This is a genomic window from Bacillus sp. m3-13 (genome assembly GCF_000175075.1).
Lineage (GTDB): Bacteria > Bacillota > Bacilli > Bacillales > Bacillaceae_I > Sutcliffiella_A > Sutcliffiella_A horikoshii_C.
The window spans coordinates 445,332-464,613 of sequence record NZ_ACPC01000019.1 but is presented as its reverse complement, the minus strand read 5'-3'; the positions used below and the strand labels follow the sequence as shown (position 1 = coordinate 464,613).

General features: G+C 40.0%; 20 protein-coding genes. 2 read left to right on the top strand and 18 right to left on the bottom strand.

What is annotated here, in order from left to right; all coding sequences use genetic code 11:
• Positions 1 to 76: 76 nt before the first annotated feature.
• The 18 genes from M313_RS0112875 to M313_RS0112785 all read right to left on the bottom strand — a co-directional run bounded on the left by M313_RS0112875 (position 77) and on the right by M313_RS0112785 (position 17,500).
• The gene (locus tag M313_RS0112875) at positions 77 to 1,042 is read right to left on the bottom strand and encodes a glycerophosphodiester phosphodiesterase family protein (protein ID WP_010195912.1); all 966 of its coding nucleotides are present in this window, start codon (positions 1,040 to 1,042) and stop codon (positions 77 to 79) included.
• A 61-nt stretch (positions 1,043 to 1,103) separates the two neighbouring features.
• A complete protein-coding gene (minD, locus tag M313_RS0112870; protein ID WP_010195909.1) occupies positions 1,104 to 1,904 on the bottom strand; it encodes a septum site-determining protein MinD in 801 nt (266 codons plus the stop codon).
• A gap of 3 nt (positions 1,905 to 1,907) precedes the next feature.
• Positions 1,908 to 2,627, bottom strand: coding sequence for a septum site-determining protein MinC (minC, locus tag M313_RS0112865; protein ID WP_010195907.1), 720 nt, complete (start codon positions 2,625 to 2,627; stop codon positions 1,908 to 1,910).
• A 288-nt stretch (positions 2,628 to 2,915) separates the two neighbouring features.
• The gene (gene mreD, locus M313_RS0112860; protein ID WP_010195906.1) at positions 2,916 to 3,440 is read right to left on the bottom strand and encodes a rod shape-determining protein MreD; all 525 of its coding nucleotides are present in this window, start codon (positions 3,438 to 3,440) and stop codon (positions 2,916 to 2,918) included.
• Entirely contained in the window at positions 3,437 to 4,336 is a 900-nt protein-coding gene (gene mreC, locus M313_RS0112855; RefSeq protein ID WP_010195905.1) for a rod shape-determining protein MreC, read from the bottom strand. Before mreC ends, mreD begins: the two co-directional genes overlap by 4 nt.
• A gap of 14 nt (positions 4,337 to 4,350) precedes the next feature.
• Entirely contained in the window at positions 4,351 to 5,367 is a 1,017-nt protein-coding gene (locus tag M313_RS0112850; RefSeq protein WP_010195904.1) for a rod shape-determining protein, read from the bottom strand.
• Positions 5,368 to 5,560: 193 nt separating this feature from the next.
• Entirely contained in the window at positions 5,561 to 6,232 is a 672-nt protein-coding gene (radC, locus tag M313_RS0112845) for a RadC family protein (RefSeq protein ID WP_034774828.1), read from the bottom strand.
• 76 nt (positions 6,233 to 6,308) lie between these two features.
• Complete coding sequence (locus tag M313_RS0112840; RefSeq protein WP_010195900.1) at positions 6,309 to 6,866, bottom strand: Maf family protein; 558 nt, start codon at positions 6,864 to 6,866, stop codon at positions 6,309 to 6,311.
• A gap of 258 nt (positions 6,867 to 7,124) precedes the next feature.
• On the bottom strand, positions 7,125 to 8,243 hold the full coding sequence (locus M313_RS26405) for a hypothetical protein (protein WP_010195896.1): 1,119 nt from the start codon (positions 8,241 to 8,243) through the stop codon (positions 7,125 to 7,127).
• Positions 8,244 to 8,408: 165 nt separating this feature from the next.
• Positions 8,409 to 9,119, bottom strand: coding sequence for a hypothetical protein (locus M313_RS0112825; RefSeq protein WP_010195894.1), 711 nt, complete (start codon positions 9,117 to 9,119; stop codon positions 8,409 to 8,411).
• Positions 9,116 to 9,769 carry a PilN domain-containing protein gene (locus M313_RS0112820; protein ID WP_157182466.1) on the bottom strand — a complete coding sequence of 218 codons (654 nt, stop codon included), beginning with the start codon at positions 9,767 to 9,769 and terminating at the stop codon, positions 9,116 to 9,118. The genes M313_RS0112825 and M313_RS0112820 overlap by 4 nt, the downstream gene beginning before the upstream one ends.
• Positions 9,766 to 10,749: a type IV pilus biogenesis protein PilM gene (gene pilM, locus M313_RS0112815; RefSeq protein WP_010195890.1), complete on the bottom strand. Its 984-nt coding sequence runs from the start codon at positions 10,747 to 10,749 to the stop codon at positions 9,766 to 9,768. The genes M313_RS0112820 and pilM overlap by 4 nt, the downstream gene beginning before the upstream one ends.
• A gap of 29 nt (positions 10,750 to 10,778) precedes the next feature.
• On the bottom strand, positions 10,779 to 11,519 hold the full coding sequence (locus M313_RS0112810) for a prepilin peptidase (RefSeq protein ID WP_087942053.1): 741 nt from the start codon (positions 11,517 to 11,519) through the stop codon (positions 10,779 to 10,781).
• An 18-nt stretch (positions 11,520 to 11,537) separates the two neighbouring features.
• Positions 11,538 to 11,993 (bottom strand): prepilin-type N-terminal cleavage/methylation domain-containing protein, encoded by a 456-nt coding sequence (locus tag M313_RS23535; RefSeq protein WP_010195884.1) that lies wholly within the window; start codon positions 11,991 to 11,993, stop codon positions 11,538 to 11,540.
• Positions 11,994 to 12,089: 96 nt separating this feature from the next.
• Positions 12,090 to 13,298, bottom strand: coding sequence for a type II secretion system F family protein (locus M313_RS0112800; RefSeq protein ID WP_010195882.1), 1,209 nt, complete (start codon positions 13,296 to 13,298; stop codon positions 12,090 to 12,092).
• Positions 13,291 to 14,337, bottom strand: coding sequence for a type IV pilus twitching motility protein PilT (locus M313_RS0112795; RefSeq protein WP_010195881.1), 1,047 nt, complete (start codon positions 14,335 to 14,337; stop codon positions 13,291 to 13,293). The genes M313_RS0112800 and M313_RS0112795 overlap by 8 nt, the downstream gene beginning before the upstream one ends.
• Positions 14,338 to 14,346: 9 nt before the next feature.
• Positions 14,347 to 16,017, bottom strand: a complete 1,671-nt coding sequence (locus M313_RS0112790) for a GspE/PulE family protein (protein ID WP_010195879.1) — start codon at positions 16,015 to 16,017, stop codon at positions 14,347 to 14,349.
• Between the two features lie 22 nt (positions 16,018 to 16,039).
• A complete protein-coding gene (locus M313_RS0112785) occupies positions 16,040 to 17,500 on the bottom strand; it encodes a hypothetical protein (protein ID WP_157182465.1) in 1,461 nt (486 codons plus the stop codon).
• A 446-nt stretch (positions 17,501 to 17,946) separates the two neighbouring features.
• Here M313_RS0112785 and M313_RS24615 point away from each other — a divergent pair, with 446 nt between their 5' ends.
• A complete protein-coding gene (locus tag M313_RS24615; protein WP_010195872.1) occupies positions 17,947 to 18,639 on the top strand; it encodes a type IV pilus modification PilV family protein in 693 nt (230 codons plus the stop codon).
• Positions 18,623 to 19,270 (top strand): type II secretion system protein, encoded by a 648-nt coding sequence (locus M313_RS24610; protein ID WP_010195871.1) that lies wholly within the window; start codon positions 18,623 to 18,625, stop codon positions 19,268 to 19,270. The genes M313_RS24615 and M313_RS24610 overlap by 17 nt, the downstream gene beginning before the upstream one ends.
• Positions 19,271 to 19,282: the final 12 nt, after the last annotated feature.

Here is a 19,282-nt window from a genome sequence, read left to right as displayed (position 1 = left end):
TGTACCATTTTATGACTTGTCCCGGGAGGATATGACGGGGGTGTAAGTTTTTATTGGCAGTTAGCTGACTCTTTATTCATCTTCCTATTAAATCTATCCGGTTCGTCCATATATACCCCGAAAAGTTATCCTCAACTCTCTCCATATCTTCCACTGAATCAAATCCTTCTGAATATCCACCATCACCAGCAACAATAATCACTCTTGTATCCACTTCTTCCATTCTCTGCTGGAATTTTCCTGACCATCCCCATAAAAACGGACCTATCTTTTCAGGAATATGTAGTTGGGTTTTTTCACAGGCTTCAGGTACATAACCTGTCCAGCCGATTGCAATATATGGAATTAGACAGCTTTTGATTGTACCTTTGGACATTACTCTCACATCAGGCATTTTTTCTTTGAAACTAGAGATAGGCTGATCCCCGCCATAAACGGCTAAGCTTTTCATATTAGTTTGAGGATTACTTTTTAAATAATCTGCCAGTAGAACACCTTCTTCTGGGTGGTCGCTCTTTATATGAATTAGCAGTTCCTTATCAGGGAATTCTTCCAGTACTTCCCTAAGCGTTGGAATTAGTCCTACCCCGCTCCCTCGTAAGGGATACGTCTTCCCGTTATCAGCTGTGTAGCCGTACCCTACATCCAATTGACGCAGTTCTTCCATCGTATGTTCCCGGGTCACTCCTTCTCCATCTGTTCTGCACTCCAATGTCCAGTCATGAAAAACTGCGAACTCACCATCTGTTGTAGGATGCACGTCCAATTCCACCACATCTGCTCCAAGTCGGAAAGCTTCTTCCATCGATGAGATCGTGTTTTCAATATAAGAATGTTCTGGCTCATAAATTCTCTCGGCTGTACATGAGTCCCACTTAATTCCGTCCATTGAAAATGTTTGGTGAACACCCCTATGAGCTAAGAGCTTTGGTTCATTATCCTCTTTATCTAAAAAGAGAGAGGTGTTATTGAAGAACATGAAAACAATCAATATTAACATACCTATCGCTATATATTTAAATGCCTTTTTTATTTTTTTCATTCCTTAAGGCTCCTTCCCAAAACAAAACCGCCCCTTTAAAAGAGACGGTCTCAACATTTCCTTAGCGTACACCAAAGAATTTTTTAATTTTAAACATAACTCCCTTGTTCTCATCTTCAAGGGATTGAAGCGGCACGGATTCCCCAAGAATTCGCCTTGCAATGTTGCGATATGCAATGGACGCTCTACTTGTAGTATCCATGACGATTGGTTCACCGCTGTTGGACGCGCGGATGACACTGTCGTCATCTGCTACGATCCCGATGATATCAATTGCCAAGATGGATACAATTTCATCCACATCCAGCATCTCACCGTTCTTCACCATGTGGTTACGGATACGGTTAACGACAAGTCTTGGTGGTTCCATGTTCTCTTCTTTTTCAAGCAGGCCGATAATTCGGTCTGCGTCTCTTACAGAGGAAACTTCAGGTGTGGTCACGACAATGGCTCTGTCTGCGCCTGCGATGGCGTTTTGGAAGCCTTGTTCGATTCCTGCAGGACAATCTATAATAATATAATCATAGTCTTGTTTTAACTCTGCAACTAGTTTCTTCATCTGTTCAGGCTTTACTGCCGACTTGTCACTTGTTTGAGCGGCCGGCAGAAGCTTTAAGCATTCAAAGCGTTTATCATTGATTAAAGCCTGGTGCGTTTTACAACGTCCTTCGATTACGTCCACCAGGTCATAGATAATACGGTTTTCAAGCCCCATGACAACATCAAGGTTTCTTAGCCCAATATCTGTATCTACTAAACATACTCTTTTTCCTTGTAAGGCAAGAGCCGTTCCGATATTTGCAGAAGTTGTTGTCTTGCCGACCCCACCTTTACCAGAAGTAATTACGATAGCCTCTCCCACTTGTTACATTCTCCTTTCAAGCCGTGTTAACATCGGTCTTAGTTGTGAAAGCAATTGTAAGCGGTCTATGACAATTTGATCTGAATCATTTATATAGGCGCACTCCATTTCACTGCTTCCTTCTAGTTGCTCACTTAAATCTGGAGCGCGGTTTATCGTGTTATCGATAGAAAGCAAGGTTGGTTTCATCAAGCTCGCTGCAATGACGGCATCTTTTTTGCCTTGAAGCCCTGCATATGCGCTGCCGCGTAATGCGCCAAGGACAAAGACATTGCCGCCTGCCTTCACTGTTCCACCAGGGTTGACATCGCCGATAAGGAGAAGGTCGCCCTCTACCTCCAGCACTTGTCCTGAACGGATCATCCGAGCAACGGGAACGATTTCTGATTCCTTTTTCCACTGAATGGCCTGTTCTTTTGTGACGACATTGCTTTCGATGTCTTCCACGATAAAGTTTTTCTTGCTTCGTATTACATCTCGCAGTTTTTCTTGCTGCTTATTGGTTAGAAAACGATTCCCGACCTTTAATCGTACTCCAAGGAGCGGGGTTTCGTCTGGATTGCTATTCGACGTTAATTTTGCTTCTATTTCAGCTAAAAGCTCTTGAAATGAGCATGTATCATCGAGATGCAGGGTTAGCCCCTCTTTTGTGCCCTTAATGGTTACATACTGTTGTTTTTGTCTATTCACGACGTTCACCTCAACAAGTATATAATTCGACATCGTCCTTCTATTTCCTTTTTCCTATACTCATAAAATAAAAAAAGATTGCTAGAATTAGTATGTAATGGAAAAGCCCGTCTCTTTAACAGGGATTGGGCTTAATTAAACTTTAAAGATCCTCTAAAACGCATCTGTTGATTTCCACGCCAGGCTTCGCTTTCCGCGGGGCAACCTTGAGCCTCCTCGGCTTCGCCTGCGGGGTCTCAACATTGTCGCTACTCCCCCGCAGGAGTCTCAGCCTTTCGTTCCAATCAACAGCTGGTAATCTCATTTAACATTAAAATCTAATTACGTTAACTCATCTTTCTGCTCGATTGCAAGGCGTTCCATGAACAGTTTGATTGGGAAGAGCAGGAGTAATGCGATGATGGCATTAAAGACGAGTGTTGGTACCATACGTATGGATAGGAATTCGGAATGTGTCAGCTCGGTGGTTCCGATAAGTGAGTGAATACCAAATACGAGATGCTCTGTAATGGAGATGGATACCAGCACCATTAGAAATGAGATCAAGTAGTTTGTATTTACAAAACGTAAAATACTAGACACGATATATACTGATATTCCGAAAGCAAACAAATAGACACCTAGTATTTCAGTGTAGACCACATCATACAAAAAGCCGAAAAGCATCGCGCAGATTAAGCCAACATACGGACTTGTATAGATGGCACACAGTGCGATGACAATGAGCATGTACCGTGGCACAATAATCCAATCTTCATTGAAACTATGCAGTCCAAAGAAATCGACACTCATACTTTCTAGGATAAACAAGAAAAGAAGCAGGGCTGGTAAGACGTATTTTCTCACTCAGAGCCCCCCTCTTCATCTTCAGATGCTTCTTCTTCCGATTCGACTGGTTCATCACCTGATATTAGTGTTCGTTTAACAATCATCACTTGGTTGATGTCATAGAAATCAGCTGCAGGCTTCACATAGGCCATTTGCGTTAATCCATACTCATCTGCTACTACTTCCGTTACTTCCCCAATCATCAATCCTTCAGGGAATACACCACCAAGACCTGAAGATAGGACAGTTTCCCCTTCTTTTACTTCTGCTTGATGAGGAATCCGTTTTAATAACAGGGCACCTTTTTCTTCATCATATCCTTCAATCAATCCGAAGATATCTTCTTCTCCTTGTATGTAGGCAGAGATTCGATTCTTAGGATCCAATGAACTTAACAATTGCACAGTGGAAGTGAAAGCATTGGCCTGTTTGATTTTTCCGATCAGTCCGCCCGATGTGATGACGGCCATGTCTTTTTCCACGCCATTTTGCTTACCCTTATTCACTGTAATCTGTTCGACCCATTGGTCTGGATTTCTTCCGATGACAGTGGCTGGTTTTGGTTCATAATCGCTCAGTGAATCTAGCTCCCCGATCACTTCACGGAATTCTTCATTTTCTTGTTCTAGCTTTTGGACTTTTGTTTCTAAGAGAGCATATTCTTCTAGTCTAGCACGCAGCAGTTTATTCTCTTCATACGTATCCTTTAGATATCCTACATTATCAAAGAAACCCGCGACAACATGTGCGGGTCTATAAAAGATAGATTGGACAAAACCTGTCGAGTCCTTGACGAACTGTTCAGGCCATGTCAAATCGTCCCGTTCTTTTAAAGAGAAACCAATCAATGCCACTAGAAAAGTTAAGCTCACCAACAAAATAATCAACCTTTTATTGAGGAAAAATTGTGGCATGACTTAACACCTACTTAGCGATAATCTCTTGATTTCTTTTTAAACTCATCAATATAATCTAATGCTTTGCCTGTTCCGATAGCAACACAATCCAATGGATTTTCAGCAATAATGACCGGCATTTTTGTTTCTTCACTGATTACTTTATCTAGGTTGCGAAGTAATGCTCCGCCACCTGTAAGGACAATTCCACGGTCCATAATATCAGATGCTAATTCTGGTGGAGTGCGTTCTAATGTTGCTTTTACAGAGTCTACAATGGCAGTTACTGTATCCTTTAACGCTTCTCCCACTTCTTTAGCAGTAATTTCTACCGTTTTTGGCAAGCCTGTTAACAGGTCACGTCCACGGATATCCATTGGTTCAATGCCCTCTGGGTCTCCTGCAGAACCAACTTCAAGCTTTAATGCTTCCGCAGTGCGCTCCCCGATCATCAAGTTGTAGTTTTTACGGATATAAGCGATGATTGCATCATCCATTTCATCCCCGGCAACACGGATAGACTGGCTGGTAACAATTCCACCTAAGGAAATGATCGCAACTTCTGTCGTACCGCCACCGATATCAACGACCATGCTTCCTGTTGGTTCCCAAACTGGAAGATTGGCACCAATTGCTGCTGCAAAAGGCTCTTCGATTGGGTATGCGTCACGCGCACCTGCTTGACGAGTCGCATCGATTACCGCTCTTTCTTCAACCGCTGTGATTCCGGATGGTACACATACCATCACATAAGGCTTGCGGGAGAAGGAGCTTTTGTTTTTTAACGCTTGTTTAATATAATATTTCATCATCGTTGCCGTTGTTTCGTAGTCCGCAATAACTCCGTCTTTCATCGGACGTAATGCGACAACATTCCCCGGCGTACGACCGATCATGTTCTTTGCGTCGTTCCCGACCGCTACAATGGATCTTGTGTCGGTTTGCAGCGCCACAACCGACGGCTCACGCACAACAATCCCTTTTCCTTTAATAAAAACTAATGTATTGGCTGTTCCCAAGTCAATACCAAGATCTCTCGTTCCAAACATATAAGTGTATCTCCCTTTCTGATACTAATGCGTAATAGTGGTAAATGAAAAGTGATTAAACGGACGAAGCATGCCCATATATTTTCATCAACATGTGGATAAAGTTTATTGTAGAAATTTGATGGATTAAGAAGGTTGTCCTTCCAAACTCATGAGTAATATTATAGCGTAGGATGTCAAAAAAGCATAGTACTTACACGTAGCCTTTTTCTTTCAAACTGATGAATTTCTGATCACCGATGATTAAATGGTCCAAAAGCTCTATACCGATAAGCTTTCCACATTCACTCAGTCGTTTCGTCACATCTATGTCCTCACGACTTGGTGCCGGGTCACCTGATGGATGATTATGGATACAAATGAAGGACGCGGCAGACCGCCTGAAAGCTTCCTTGAACACCTCGCGCGGATGGACAATGCTTGCATTCAAGCTCCCAATGAAGACAGTCTGTTGATGAAGAACCTGATTTTTCGTATTTAAGTAGAGGCAGACAAAATGCTCTTGTGATAAAAAGCGCATGTCTTCCATGACAAAATTCGCTGCATCTTCAGGCGATCGTATGACATACCTGTCCTCATATTGCAACCGGTGAATTCTTCTCCCAAGCTCCACCGCTGCCATTAATTGAACAGCCTTTACCTTCCCAATACCCTTTGTATCCGTAATCTCTTCAATAGAAGCATCCTTTAACAATCGTAGCCCTTCAAAGTTAACCAATAACTTGTTTGCAAGCTGCAAGACCGATTCTTCTTTCGAACCTGTACGAAGCAGGATTGCTAGAAGTTCATGGTTGGACAGGCTTTTGGGCCCATCCTGAATCATTCTTTCTCTTGGCCGTTGATCTTCTGGGTAATCTTTAATCATCAGTGCAGTGGTTTTAGTGGACTCCAATTCTTTTTTCCTCCCCTTTGAATAGATGGAGGGTCATGCAACGGCCAATTTATTGAAAACTTTTCAATTCACGAACCGTTCTTGAAAGCGGAAGCCCCACAATAGAAAAGTAATCCCCTTTTATTTCTTTTACAAAAAGAGCTCCTACTTCTTGAATACCATAAGAACCTGCCTTATCCATCGGTTCTCCTGATTGAATGTAGAAATTAATGTCTTCATCTGTCAGTTCCCAAAATGTAACGGATGTCTTTTCATAAAAAGTTACTTCTTTTTCCTGACTGAGAATAGCCACCCCACTGATGACATGGTGTGTGTTTCCACTTAACGTTCGCAATGTGGCTCTTGCCTCATCTTCATTTTCAGGTTTCCCTAGCACTTTATCGCCAAGGACAACAATCGTATCAGAACCGATAACAATAGCGTCTTGATTTTCTTGGAAAACACTCTGAGCTTTTTGATGGGCAAGAGAAGTGGCGATTTCTTCTGGTGTTAATTCTGGGTCAAAGGTTTCTTCAATGTTGCTTACCTTTATTGTAAATGGGAGATGTACTTGTTGGAGAAGTTCCTTTCTTCTGGGGGATCCTGAGGCTAAAATAAGAGGTTTCATGTTTTATCACCTTCCGCTAGTAGTCAAAAATTTTCGAGAGATACAGGTTAATCCTATCATAAAAAATCTTGTAAGAACAAATATCTTATAGCGTTTTGAAAAGATTGTTTTTTGAGCAGAAAAAAAGCCCCAAAATCTGATTTTGAGACTTTCCATTTAAGTTTAACGTTACTTTCCGCTGCAGTCACTTGCTTTCCGCGGGCGGTCCGGGAGCCTCCCGCAGGAGTCAAGTGACTTTCGCTCCAATCCACTTATCTTTTAATATAAAAACGCTGTCGCGTCTAATAGTTTTTGTTGGGCATTCCATAAAGTTTCTGCGCTATTGGATTCTTGGTATGCCTTGATATCTTCGAAAGCACCAGCAAGTGATGTTTTCCATCCTTTTGTTGCGTCCGTTAGGTCTGCCTCTTTAATGGCTGCCACTTTTTCAAAGGAAGCATTTAGGCTTTCCACGGTAGCGCTGTCTAGAGAGCTCCCTTGAAGAAGTTGAGCTGTCGCCACTGTTAATTGACTGTAAAGCACTTGTCCTTCTTGCAATAATAGCGTGTCCTGCTCTGTAAGGGAGTCTATTGTTTTTTCTGATAGAGTCAGTTCTTTTGCAAAAGGTTCAAATCCTTTAGCTTGGACACCCGTTGCAATTTGTTTCATTCCATCCACACTATGCCCTACTGCCATTAAGACAAAAGTTGGTTCAGAGCCAACTGCGACTGCAGGAAAACCGGCAGCTTTCAATCTGTCCATTTCCGCATTGGCGCCGTCCTTTGTGGTAAAAGCACCTGCTTGAAGAACGGATATACTTTGGGCAGGTATCGTAGCAGTTCCATCTCCATTGACTGCAGCAGGGGTCTCTTGTGTGTCAGTTGTTTCTGTTGTTGCCGGGGTTGCTGCTGGTACTGAAGGATTTACTGGTGATTCTGACATGTTCATGACACCAAGAATGAGAAATCCGAGACATGTTCCAATACCAATTGCCATACCAATGGAAACTAACAACTGTTTAGAGAAGGATGGAGGGACTAATTTTTTCTTTTTTCCAAACGGGGCTGGCCGCACTTTGGAACTTTTTCCTTTTTCCTTGTTCATCTGGCGGAGATCTTCAATATAAGAGGGCTTAGTTGAAGTATCTTTACTGGATTTTGTTTTTTCTGGTGTTTCTTCTGGAAGGACCCATTCAAATTCTTCTTCTTTTTTCTCAGCTGCTGCTGCGGATTCATCCACAATAATAATTGGCAGTTCCTCTTCTTTGAGATCTTCCTTTACCGGGATCTCTTTTTGATGAGGTTGGACACTTTCCTTTCTATTCTTTTTCTTCTTTTTGCCGTGGCCGTATGAGCTTTCTTTTCCGTTAATTTTTATTTTCAGCTGGTGATTGTCCACTTTTCCCACCTCCGGGTACATTTGACAATTTTTGTCTTAGTCAGATTTGTTTCATCCTATCATAGGCCATAAAAAAAAGAACAAGACTTTTGTCGTCTTGTTCTAATTCTTTTCCGACACTTTCTTTGAAGGTCTTTTTATTTCGACCATTTCCACGGAAATAATTTAGTCATTGTCGATAAATGGATTTACCCGGTTCCCAGGTTCAGGAACGGATAAAGGCGGAAGTTCCTCGATTAAATCCTCCAACTCTGGATGGTAGAAAGCTGAAAGCGTAACGGAATACGTTAATGGTTGCAGTTCCTGTTCGGTTGAAGTCACTTCCGGCTGACCAGTAAAGCTGACCGATTCAACCTGGGTAATTCTAGTTAAACTCTCCAAAGAAGTTAAAAAAGCAGAGAGGTCTTCATAAGTTTCCGATTCAACAGACAGGTTGACCGACACTTTTTTTAAGCCTTCTGGAAGGTAAGCTTCTTCTTGCACTGTACCTTCTTCTTCATCATGCATCGTCTCATATTCTTCTAGAGTAGTTGTAGCGGGGACAAATTCCCCTTCCCCAAAAGACATATTGAGAATCGTACTTTCAGACAGCACTTCTGCTTTCTCCAATTCCAAGATGAGCTGTTCTAAAAAAGGGGTAACCGGAATCTTACGCTGTAATTCTACTGTTGTATTTCCATTAGCCTGCGCGGTTTCTTCTTGTTGCTCTAACACTTGAATAAGCTGCTCTTCAATTGCTTTTTCTTGTTGAAGCTGTTCAGCCCGAACTTCCTTTGGTGCATAGGATAAATAATAGAAGCCTGCAATTCCTAATACAATGAGGAGCACACAGGTGCTTAGAAGAACATAATGTTTTCGCTCTAGTTCAATCATCATAGTTCTTCGCCTCCATCCTCATCGGTTTCGGTATCAGTCTCTGTCTCCGTACCGTCCTCTGCTTCTTCCCCTTCTAATTCATCCATTGCCTGAAATGCAGCCTTGTCAAAACCAAGTGTGTATTGACCTACATACCTAGGCAATACATTCACTGTCTCTTCGTCCCCGACTTCAACAGTAGAAATAGATGAAAGATCGATAGAATGATATTGAGGAGATTCATTTAAATGATAGAGAAAGTAAGCTGCATCTCTTGATTCGTCAAACTGAACAGAAAGATTTAGAAGCCCTGTTTCATCATAAGAAAAACTTTGAATGAAACCGCGTTCTGGCAACAACCTAATTAGATCTTGCATGACGGGAACCATTTCCAGCGGATACTCCTCTGCCCATGCTACCGTATCTTCCAATCGCTGCGCGGAAGAAGAATTTTGCGGACGGTTCATTGCTTCTTCTTTTGCAATCCGTAATTGCTGCGTCATTTCGAGATCCTGTTCAGCCGTTTCAACATCATTATTTATCATATTAGAAAAAGTAAAAAGAATGATTGCCACAAACAATAGAAAAAAGGCACAAATGCCATACACAAGAGCTGTGGTGATATTTCGTGATTTTCTCTTTGGTAATAAGTCGATATCAACTAGCATCATTGCACCTCTTTTAATGCCAACCCTAAAGAATAGTAGTATTTCGGGTCAACCGTCTCTTGGTCTTGTGTATAAACATCCTGCTCAAACGTATCTACTTTTACTGAAATCTTTTCTCTCAGCTTTGATAATATTAAAGGAAGGTTAGGATGATCGCCATGAAGGAGTATTCGATTAATTTCTTCATTTCCTTGATTCAAGGAGTAACGGAAGAAACTCATGATACGCTCCACTTCGACGATAAAATCCTCTAAAAACACATTGAATTGAACAATATCCCCAGCCCACTCTAACTGCGTATTGCTAACCGATACTTCCCAAACCTTCATATCTTGTGGAAAGGCCACGGTCCTCATAAACACAGGAACATGATTCACGAAGATGCTCAGAGTAATACAGCTCACGTCAAAATGAACGACTAATAAATGATCCTGTTCATTACGCTGACCAAATTCATAATAAAGGCGATACAGACAAAGCGCAGAAACATCTGCTGCAGCCGGCTTAAGTTTACTTTCTTCAAGTAAGTTAGACATCTGTGTTACCACTTCTTCAGGAGATGCAAAGAGCACAAGCTCCGTTTTTTCCGAGCGATGAAGAACATGAACATCAAATACCGGATCCTCAAAAGGTAAGTGAATGGTGGAACCTAACTCCAAATACAAGTGACCAATAATCTCATCATCCATAATGTTAGACGGGATGGTCAATTTTCGAGTGACAACGTATTGATCTGGAACGACAAAACGGACATGCTTGCGTTTCAGTCCCCAGTCTTCCACACATTCCTCTAAAATTAGACGAAATATATTTTCATCGACAATCTTTCCATCACGGACAATATTAGGCGGCAAAAACCGCTCATTTGTGCGTTTAACAGTGAGAGGATCTAAACTTTTCAACTCTACCATTCGAATGACATGGTCACGGATAATAATATTTATGAAGTTGTTTTGCTTTGGTTGCAGAAACGAAAATTCCATCCAGAAAGCTCCTTATGTAAGATGATTTACTAGAAGAGTAAGCTAAAATACCAATGCAGTATCTGTTCCCCTTTAAAATAAGTGATTAGTGCTGCCAGTGCGATAGAAGGTCCAAATGGAAACGGGACACCTCTTTTTACTTTTCCCAACAGCATTCCTATAAGGGCAGCAATCATGCCGATTAGTGAAGATAGAAAGAATGTAAGTATTACTAATTCCCACCCTAAAACAAAACCTAAGACAGCAAACAGCTTCACGTCTCCTCCACCCATACCGCCTTTAGAAATGACGGCAACTAATAATGGAATTAGGAATCCTACAGCCATTCCAATCAGGTGATCAGGTATCGTTTGGAACGGAATAAAGAAGCGTTCAATAATAAAAAGACCTAAGAAAAATAGCAGAATCTTATTTGGGATAATCATATAATGTAAGTCTGATATGACAATGATGATAAGCATCGAAATAAAGGTCCATGCAACAATCAGTTCATAGGTCCATCCCATCAATAAGGGAGCTAGGACAAAAAGCACAGCCGTCAAAAGCTCGAATAATGGATAAATAGGAGACACGGACTTTTGACAGTGCCGACATCTCCCTTTAAGAAATACATATGAAAGGACGGGAACTAAATCTAGCCCCGTCAATGTGGTCTTGCAATTCGTACAATGTGATCTTGGTGTGACTATTGACTCACCCTTTGGAATTCGTAGGCCGACTACGTTGTAGAAGGAGCCTAGGAGGAGGGCGAAAGATAATATTAAAAACAAATGGCTTAATATCAATGTTTATTGCTCCGAATTGTCTTGATTATCTTGGACATTACTTCTAGTAACATTTAAATTATCTTCATCTTCACCAAGTGCAACAGAAACTGTTCTTTCAGTACCTACTAATGTTACTCCTGTGATTTTGCCTTCAGCAACCGTTACAGAACCACTAGCGTAATTTCCACCATCTGGATCTTCAATCTGTTCAATAAAATTTTTCTCTAATAAAGTTGCTAAAGTAATTGTATTATTCCCAACAGATAAAGTGGAATCATCTACAATAGCTAGACGAGCAGAATTTATAAGTTGTTGTGCATTGGCTACATGTGCATCTTTACGTGAATTATCAATAATATTCCCTATACTCGGCACCGCAATCGCAGCAATAATCCCCAAAATAACAACAACAGCAAGTAATTCGATCAATGTTAATCCTTTTTCGTTCCGAAGCATTTTTCTACATTTTTGTAACATCGTAATTTTCCTCCCTAAATGGAAATATGTAGTATATATTTCTACATATAATTCTATTATACTATCTTTCAAATTTCAATAAGATTTTACACGTTTCTACATTTGTATATGGTTAAAAATATCAAACATTGGTACTAGGATAGATGTGACTATAGTCCCAACTATGACAGCAAGCACAACAATCATCAATGGCTCGATTAAACTTTTCAATCTGTCGGTTGCATAATCTACTTCTTTTTCATAGAACTCAGCAATCTTATCTAACATGGAATCCAATGAACCTGTGCTTTCTCCTATGGTAATCATTTGGGTTACCAGTGGCGGAAACGCCCAATGCTCTTTCATTGGACCAGTCAAGGACTCACCTTTTTCTAGTTCTATTTTACTATCAGCAAGCACTTTCGCGATGACTTCGTTTTCGACAATCTTCTCAACAATTGATATTGCCTGTAGTATCGGCACTGAGCTGGAAAACAAGGAACTCAGCGTTCTTGTCAATCTGGCAATGACCGCTTTTTGAAGTAGTGGTCCGAAAATTGGTATACGTAATAGAGCATAGTCAATATAGTATTTTGTTTTTTTTTGTTTATTCATTGCTACCAGCCCGATAACTGCAGCTAGAACAATTAATAGGAACAACCACCAGAAACTTTGCATCCATTCACTCGCCCAGAGGACGAATCTCGTAATCAATGGCAAGTCTGCTCCAAAGTCACTAAACATGGCTACGAATGTTGGCACTACTCCTACAAGTAAAAAGATAACTACGCCAATAGCGATAACCCCGAGCACTAGTGGATAGGTTAATGCTGAGACAATTTTTTGTCTTGTTTCGTTCTGCTTTTCAAACTGGGTTGCAAGGCGGTCTAGGGTATCATCTAAAGCGCCACTCGCTTCTCCTGCTTTAATCATGTTAATGAACATGGAGGAAAAGACTTTTGGATGCTTGGCTGCCGCTTCTGATAGAGGATTCCCTTGTTTCATTTCTTCTTCTACATCAAACAACACCCTCTTCAAGGCCTTGCTGGAGGTTTGCTGCGCAAGAACATTTGTTGCTTCGACTACTGATATACCAGCTCTGATGAGGGTGGAAAATTGACGTAGGAAGATAACAAAGTCACGAAGTTTAACTGGATTTCCTAAAGTGATTTCTTTGGTGAAAATTGACTCTGGAATCTCCTCCAAGTTCATAACTCGGATACCTTTTTCTTTTAGTGCCACAAACGCTTCACGGCGTGAGCTGCTCGTGATGCTTCCTGTTTGCTTGCCGGCAGTATTTCTGCCGGTATAAGTGAACTTAGGCATGATGCATCGACTCCTGTAAAAAGCTTTCGGCTGACAATCTGCTTATGTCACCTTGTTGAATGAGCTTTTTAATGCTCATATCAAGTGTGTGCATCCCCTGTGCCTTGCTTGTCTGCATCACGTTTTGAATTTGATGAATCTTTTCGTTGCGGATAAGATTGGCTACTGCCGGTGTATTGACAAGAATTTCGGTGGCCACTTTTCTTCCCTGTCTATCAATGGTTGGAAACAATCGTTGGGAAATGATTGAAACAAGAACAGATGCAAGTTGAATGCGAATTTGCGCCTGCTGTGGGCCAGGAAACACATCAATAATACGGTCAATCGTGGATGGTGCGCTTGTAGTATGCAAGGTGCCTAATACAAGATGCCCCGTTTCCGCTGCGGTAATGGCTGTTTGTATGGTTTCTAAATCTCGTAATTCTCCGACCAAGATGATATCTGGATCTTGACGCAAGGAAGCACGTAAACCTGATGCAAAACTGTTTGTATCAATACCAACCTCACGCTGATCAATCATACATTGATTATGTCGATGCAAATATTCAATAGGGTCTTCTAGTGTTATGATATGTTTTTTCTGTGATTTGTTCATAAAGTCAATCATGGAAGCCAACGTGGTCGATTTACCGCTTCCTGTCGGGCCGGTTACCAGAATTAATCCTTGAGGCTTATCCATAAGAGTTTGCAGAATGGGTGGCAGTTGAAGCTCTTCCAATGAAGGAACTCTAGTCGGTATGATTCGTATCGCTATTGCTACAGAGTTTCGTTGTCTGTATGCATTTACACGGAAACGCGAGATTCCAGGGACACTATAGGAAAAGTCCAATTCGCCTTTTTCCTCAAAGCGCTCCAACATAAACTCAGGAATCATTTGTTTAGCCAAGGTTTCGGTGTCTTCAGGAGTGAGAGGATCTTCACCGTATCGCTTCAGCTCACCATTAACACGAAAGACAGGTGGCACTCCGACAGAAAGGTGAATGTCTGATGCCTTGAATTCATATGCGGCATGAAGCCATTTATTTATTTTTTCAATCATGGTCAACACCTACTCTGATAAAGCGACACGTAAGATTTCTTCTGTGGTCGTCAGTCCTTTTTTTACTTTTTCAAGGCCGTCATCAATTAGGAAAACAGTATCTATTTCATTTGCCAGATCTCTTATTCTTGAAAAAGGTTCGTTGTTCATAATTAGTTTTTTCATGTCGTCATTAATTACTAACAACTCATGTATTGCTAAACGACCTTTATAACCAGTCATGTTACAAGTTCCGCAGCCTCTCCCTCTGGAAATCATATCAATAGTTAATCCACGTTTCGCAAATATCTCTATCTCTCTTGCCGTAGGTTCCTCTTGTTTAGCACAATCACGGCATACCTTCCTTACGAGACGCTGTGCCAATACCCCATTAATTGAAGAGGCAACAAGGAAAGGTTCAACCTTCATATCTATCAACCTGGTAATGGTGCTGATTGAATCGTTAGTATGTAAGGTACTTAAGACCAAATGACCTGTTAAAGAAGCTCGAATAGCAACCTCTGCCGTTTCACGGTCACGAATTTCCCCTACCATGATGACGTTTGGATCCTGACGTAAAATTGCACGTAAACCTTTAGCAAAGGTCATTCCAACATTCGTATTTACCTGTATCTGATTTATACCTTCCAATTGATATTCCACGGGATCTTCAACCGTGATGATATTTACCTCTTCACTGTTTAAGTTGTTGAGCGCAGCGTATAAAGTAGAGGATTTACCCGAACCTGTAGGTCCAGTAATTAGAATGATTCCTGTCGGTCGATTTATCAGTTCTATGAAACGGTCATAGTTTTTTCCATTAAAACCTAGCTGTGATATATCATTCAAAGTACTGCTCATATCAAGAATCCGCATTACCACTTTTTCTCCAAAAACGGTAGGGAGAGTTGAGACACGTACATCTACAGGGTGAAAGTCTACATTTGTCTTAATACGGCCATCCTGCGGGACACGGTGCTCGGTAATATCCATTTTCCCTAAGATTTTTATTCTGGCAATCAACACATTTTGTGTATGCTTTGGTAAAGTCCTTTCTGTACGAAGAACTCCATCCACTCGATATCTGACAACAACCTTTGTTTCATGAGGGTCAATATGAATATCACTTGCACGTTGCTGGATGGCATTCTGCAATAATTGATTTACAATTCGTACAATAGGAGAATCATCTTCAGACAGGCTCTCCTCTTGTACTACTTTCACTTCCTCAGCGGCATCTAAGCCAATAAACAAATCGTCCATGGAATCAGTGGAATCATAATATTTGGTTATGGAACGTAAGATGTCATCTTTCGTTGCGATTACTGGTTCTACTTCAAATCCAGTGGATAACCTCAAGTCATCTATGGCAAAGAAATCCATCGGATCTGCCATTGCGACAAAAAGCTTATCATGCTCCTTCTTTAATGGAATAAGTAGATTTCTTTTGGCAAATTCCTTGGATATTACATGTATTAGCTTTTCATCAAATGGATAACGATACAGGCTGACATGTGGAATACCAAGCTGAAATTCCAATACCTCAATAAGTTGTTGCTCGGTAATATACCCTTTTTGAAGAAGCACATCTCCCAATTTTTGATCCTTCGTTTTTTCTTTAAGTGTGTTTTGCAGCTGAGCCTCAGTTATTATTCCCGCATCCACCAGGAGATCACCGAGGCGTTTTCTTATCTGAACCATTGTAATAAATCATCCTTTAATCTTATTTTCCTGTTTCCCCACTTGATGAGCCATGCCCAGGATTTGTAGGCGAGGTAGTGCCTGAGTTAGTTCCTCCGCTTTCATTATTAGAACCGGATGACGGCGTAGTATTCCCTGAACCTGCATTTCCTGGGGTGTTCGTTTGATTATTTCCCGGAGTAGCGGAATTGTTATTTGTGTTTGCATTTGATCCTGTATTCGATGAATTATTATTTCCTGCACCTGGGGTAGTAACTGTATTTCCACTAGTACTATTATTGTTTGTTGGTGGCCCTACATTCACAGGAGGTGTAACAATTGGATTGTTTACCACTGTTGGCTGCGATAGGCTATGCTGCTCTACTCTTTGAATAGGAGCATAGAAATCTTCACTATACACAGTAGTTTCTACCACGTTTCCTTCTGTGTCCGTTGCTGTTCTTATAAGCTGTATATATGTTCCGTCACGACCTTGTTCTTTTACATTTTTCCCGTTGCTTGGGAGAGTAGCAGAATACTGAACAATCGTTCTTGGAGCGAGAGCTTTTCTTTCCACCTCGGCTACGGCATATTCATATGAAAGTGGCCCACCACTTAACTCACCAGATATTAAAGAGGTACTTACATTAAAATTAAGTTTATAGTCATTGGGATTTGGATTATTGAAAACAAAATCCATTTTATCTTTTTGTACAAGAACTTCGTACCCTTCAACTGCCCATATAGGCATCTCATTGGAAATATGCCTCTCTGATACAAGGAAATTGGTAGGCCCTATAAGTTCATATACTAATGATCCAAAGATACTTGCTGCTTCATCAGATAGATTAGTATGTTCATTTTTTATCCATTCGTTTACAGAAAAACTTGCATTACCAGGGATAATTAATTCTGTATTGTTAAATGTCTCGGTCAATTCTTTTAAACTGGATATACCTGATAAAGATATTTCTGCAGTCGTGGTTATTTCTTCAGCTACACTTTCTTCTGTCAAATAATTTGCTAGAGAAAAAGTATGGTCTCCTTCTTTTAGTTGGGAAGCAACTTCTTCCATATCTTTCTTTAACAATTCTGAATCTAACGAGGAAAAAATATCATTGCTATGTGTAATAGCTTCAATTTGTTCTAGCAATTTCCCGATAGGTAGTTCTACTTTTATTCCGTTTACTGATCCATTTTCCGCATAATCAATTGTTTCAGGAATTTGATAGATAAATGCATCTTTAGGAAAAGGAAGGAGTTCTCCTGTCCATTCAAGGTAAATGGTATCATTAGAGATCCATTTGCTTTTTGCTTTATTTAGTTTAGCAGCCGCTTCCTCTTTTGAGTGGTTACTTACTTCTTCTGTCGCAATCATCGTCTCTTCTGCGAAAGAAGTATTCTCAGGTAGCCATTTTTCGGCCATTATCCCTCCTAATTGTGAGAATCCGAAGACAAACCCCGTACAACCTATTAGGATAATCAATAATTTTATACTCCGCATCCCGTTCCCCCCGCGTTAAAATTCTCTAGAAAAGATTCATCTAAAAAAATTATTGACCATTTAAAACTTATTATTTGATTTATTTTCATCATAAGGAGAAGTGTTAAGGAATAATGGTAACCGTTGAAGTAGAATTGCAGTTAATAGTAGAAGAAACACCATTAGAATTATACTGTGCCATAAAGTAAGTAGATTAAATATGTATATTCCAATTAAGCTAACTAGTAGTGAGATTCCCGGCAACAACCATTTACCTGTCTTAGTTAACTTTATTGGAACAAAGAAAAATACTAGTAACAACAAGATAAATGATAAAATTGCAAATCCATAATTATAAAGTTCCATAATCTCACCACTTTCTATCTATTTTTACAAAAATTGTAGAACTAAGTAGACTATTGTTATTGTATAATAAAGATAGGTATTTTGAAATAGGAGAATCATAGATGAAAAAACTTTTTAAGGAACAAAAAGGGTTCACTTTATTGGAGGTATTGCTTTCTCTTACAATCCTTTCTGTTGTTGTAATTGGATTGATGAGTTTCTTTCATAACAGTTACAACTATGTGAATGAAAATGAAGATAAGGCCATCGCAACGCAAATTGCCCGCAATGTGATGAACTACGTGGAGAAACAAAATTACAACAAACTTGAAGGTTATTTGTCGTATGAAGCTGATTCAAATGAAAATGTACATATCATCTCTCTTAACAAAGTGTATTGTGATAAAAAAGTTACCATAAAAAAGAACAATGATACTCCAGCAAGTGAATCCACCTCTGACGATATTATCCTTTTTGACAATGTAGACCGCTGCCTGTCCATCTTGAATCCGGTAATTAATAATGAAGTATATTCAGCCAACGCTACTATATCCATCTACTTGATGAAATACAATGATTTTGAAACATTATCTTCTTTATCAAATTTAATCTCTCAAGATGCTCTTAGTATTAGAAATCTTCCTTCAAGTATAAAGGATTTGATTATTCATGACCATGAGAACTTTGGGAATTTGTTACAGACTAATGAATATATTCGTGAACATCTATTAAAAGTTTACGTAGTACTAGAGTGGAAGGATCAAAGAGATGATGTCGTAATTCAAGGGGTACTAAGCCATGAAACTATTAGATGAATGGAAAAAGGAAGATGGTGTAACGTTATTTGAACTGCTAGCTGTCTTAGCAATCAGTGGCATTGTACTTAGCACGGTCTATGGGGTTTTCATTACCGGTATTAATCTATATAAAAAAATTGGCATTGAAAGTCAGATGAAAGAAGAAGCAGATTATATTCTGGCAAACGTATTAAATGAATTTTATGCCTTTTCTCCAGATGATTTGGTCTTTGAACGTGATCAAGAAAAACTTTCACTTTACAATAAAAACGAGCTGGCACTAAACAATAAGGACTTTGTTACCTCAAAAGAAAATGATATTGATAAAGTTCAAAAGGTTGTGCTTCAACTTGTAGATAACGATGATGCAGGGAAGGATATCATTCTTAACACTCACACGTTAGTGGAAGATACATTGTTGGAAAGATCTGTTCAAATTAATAATGATAATTATCTTATCAAAGCGGTTAAAGATGAAGAAGGTGCAGAATTGCCTATTTTTGATTTCCAATGTACTAACCTGGAAAAATCGTCATGTAAAGGTGGCATTATTACCTTTCGATTCATTCTTTCTCATGAAATATTTAGTCAAGAGACGAATAGGTTATATGTTGAACCTATAGAATTTTACAGCAAGTTTGGATATTAACTGTATGAGGTG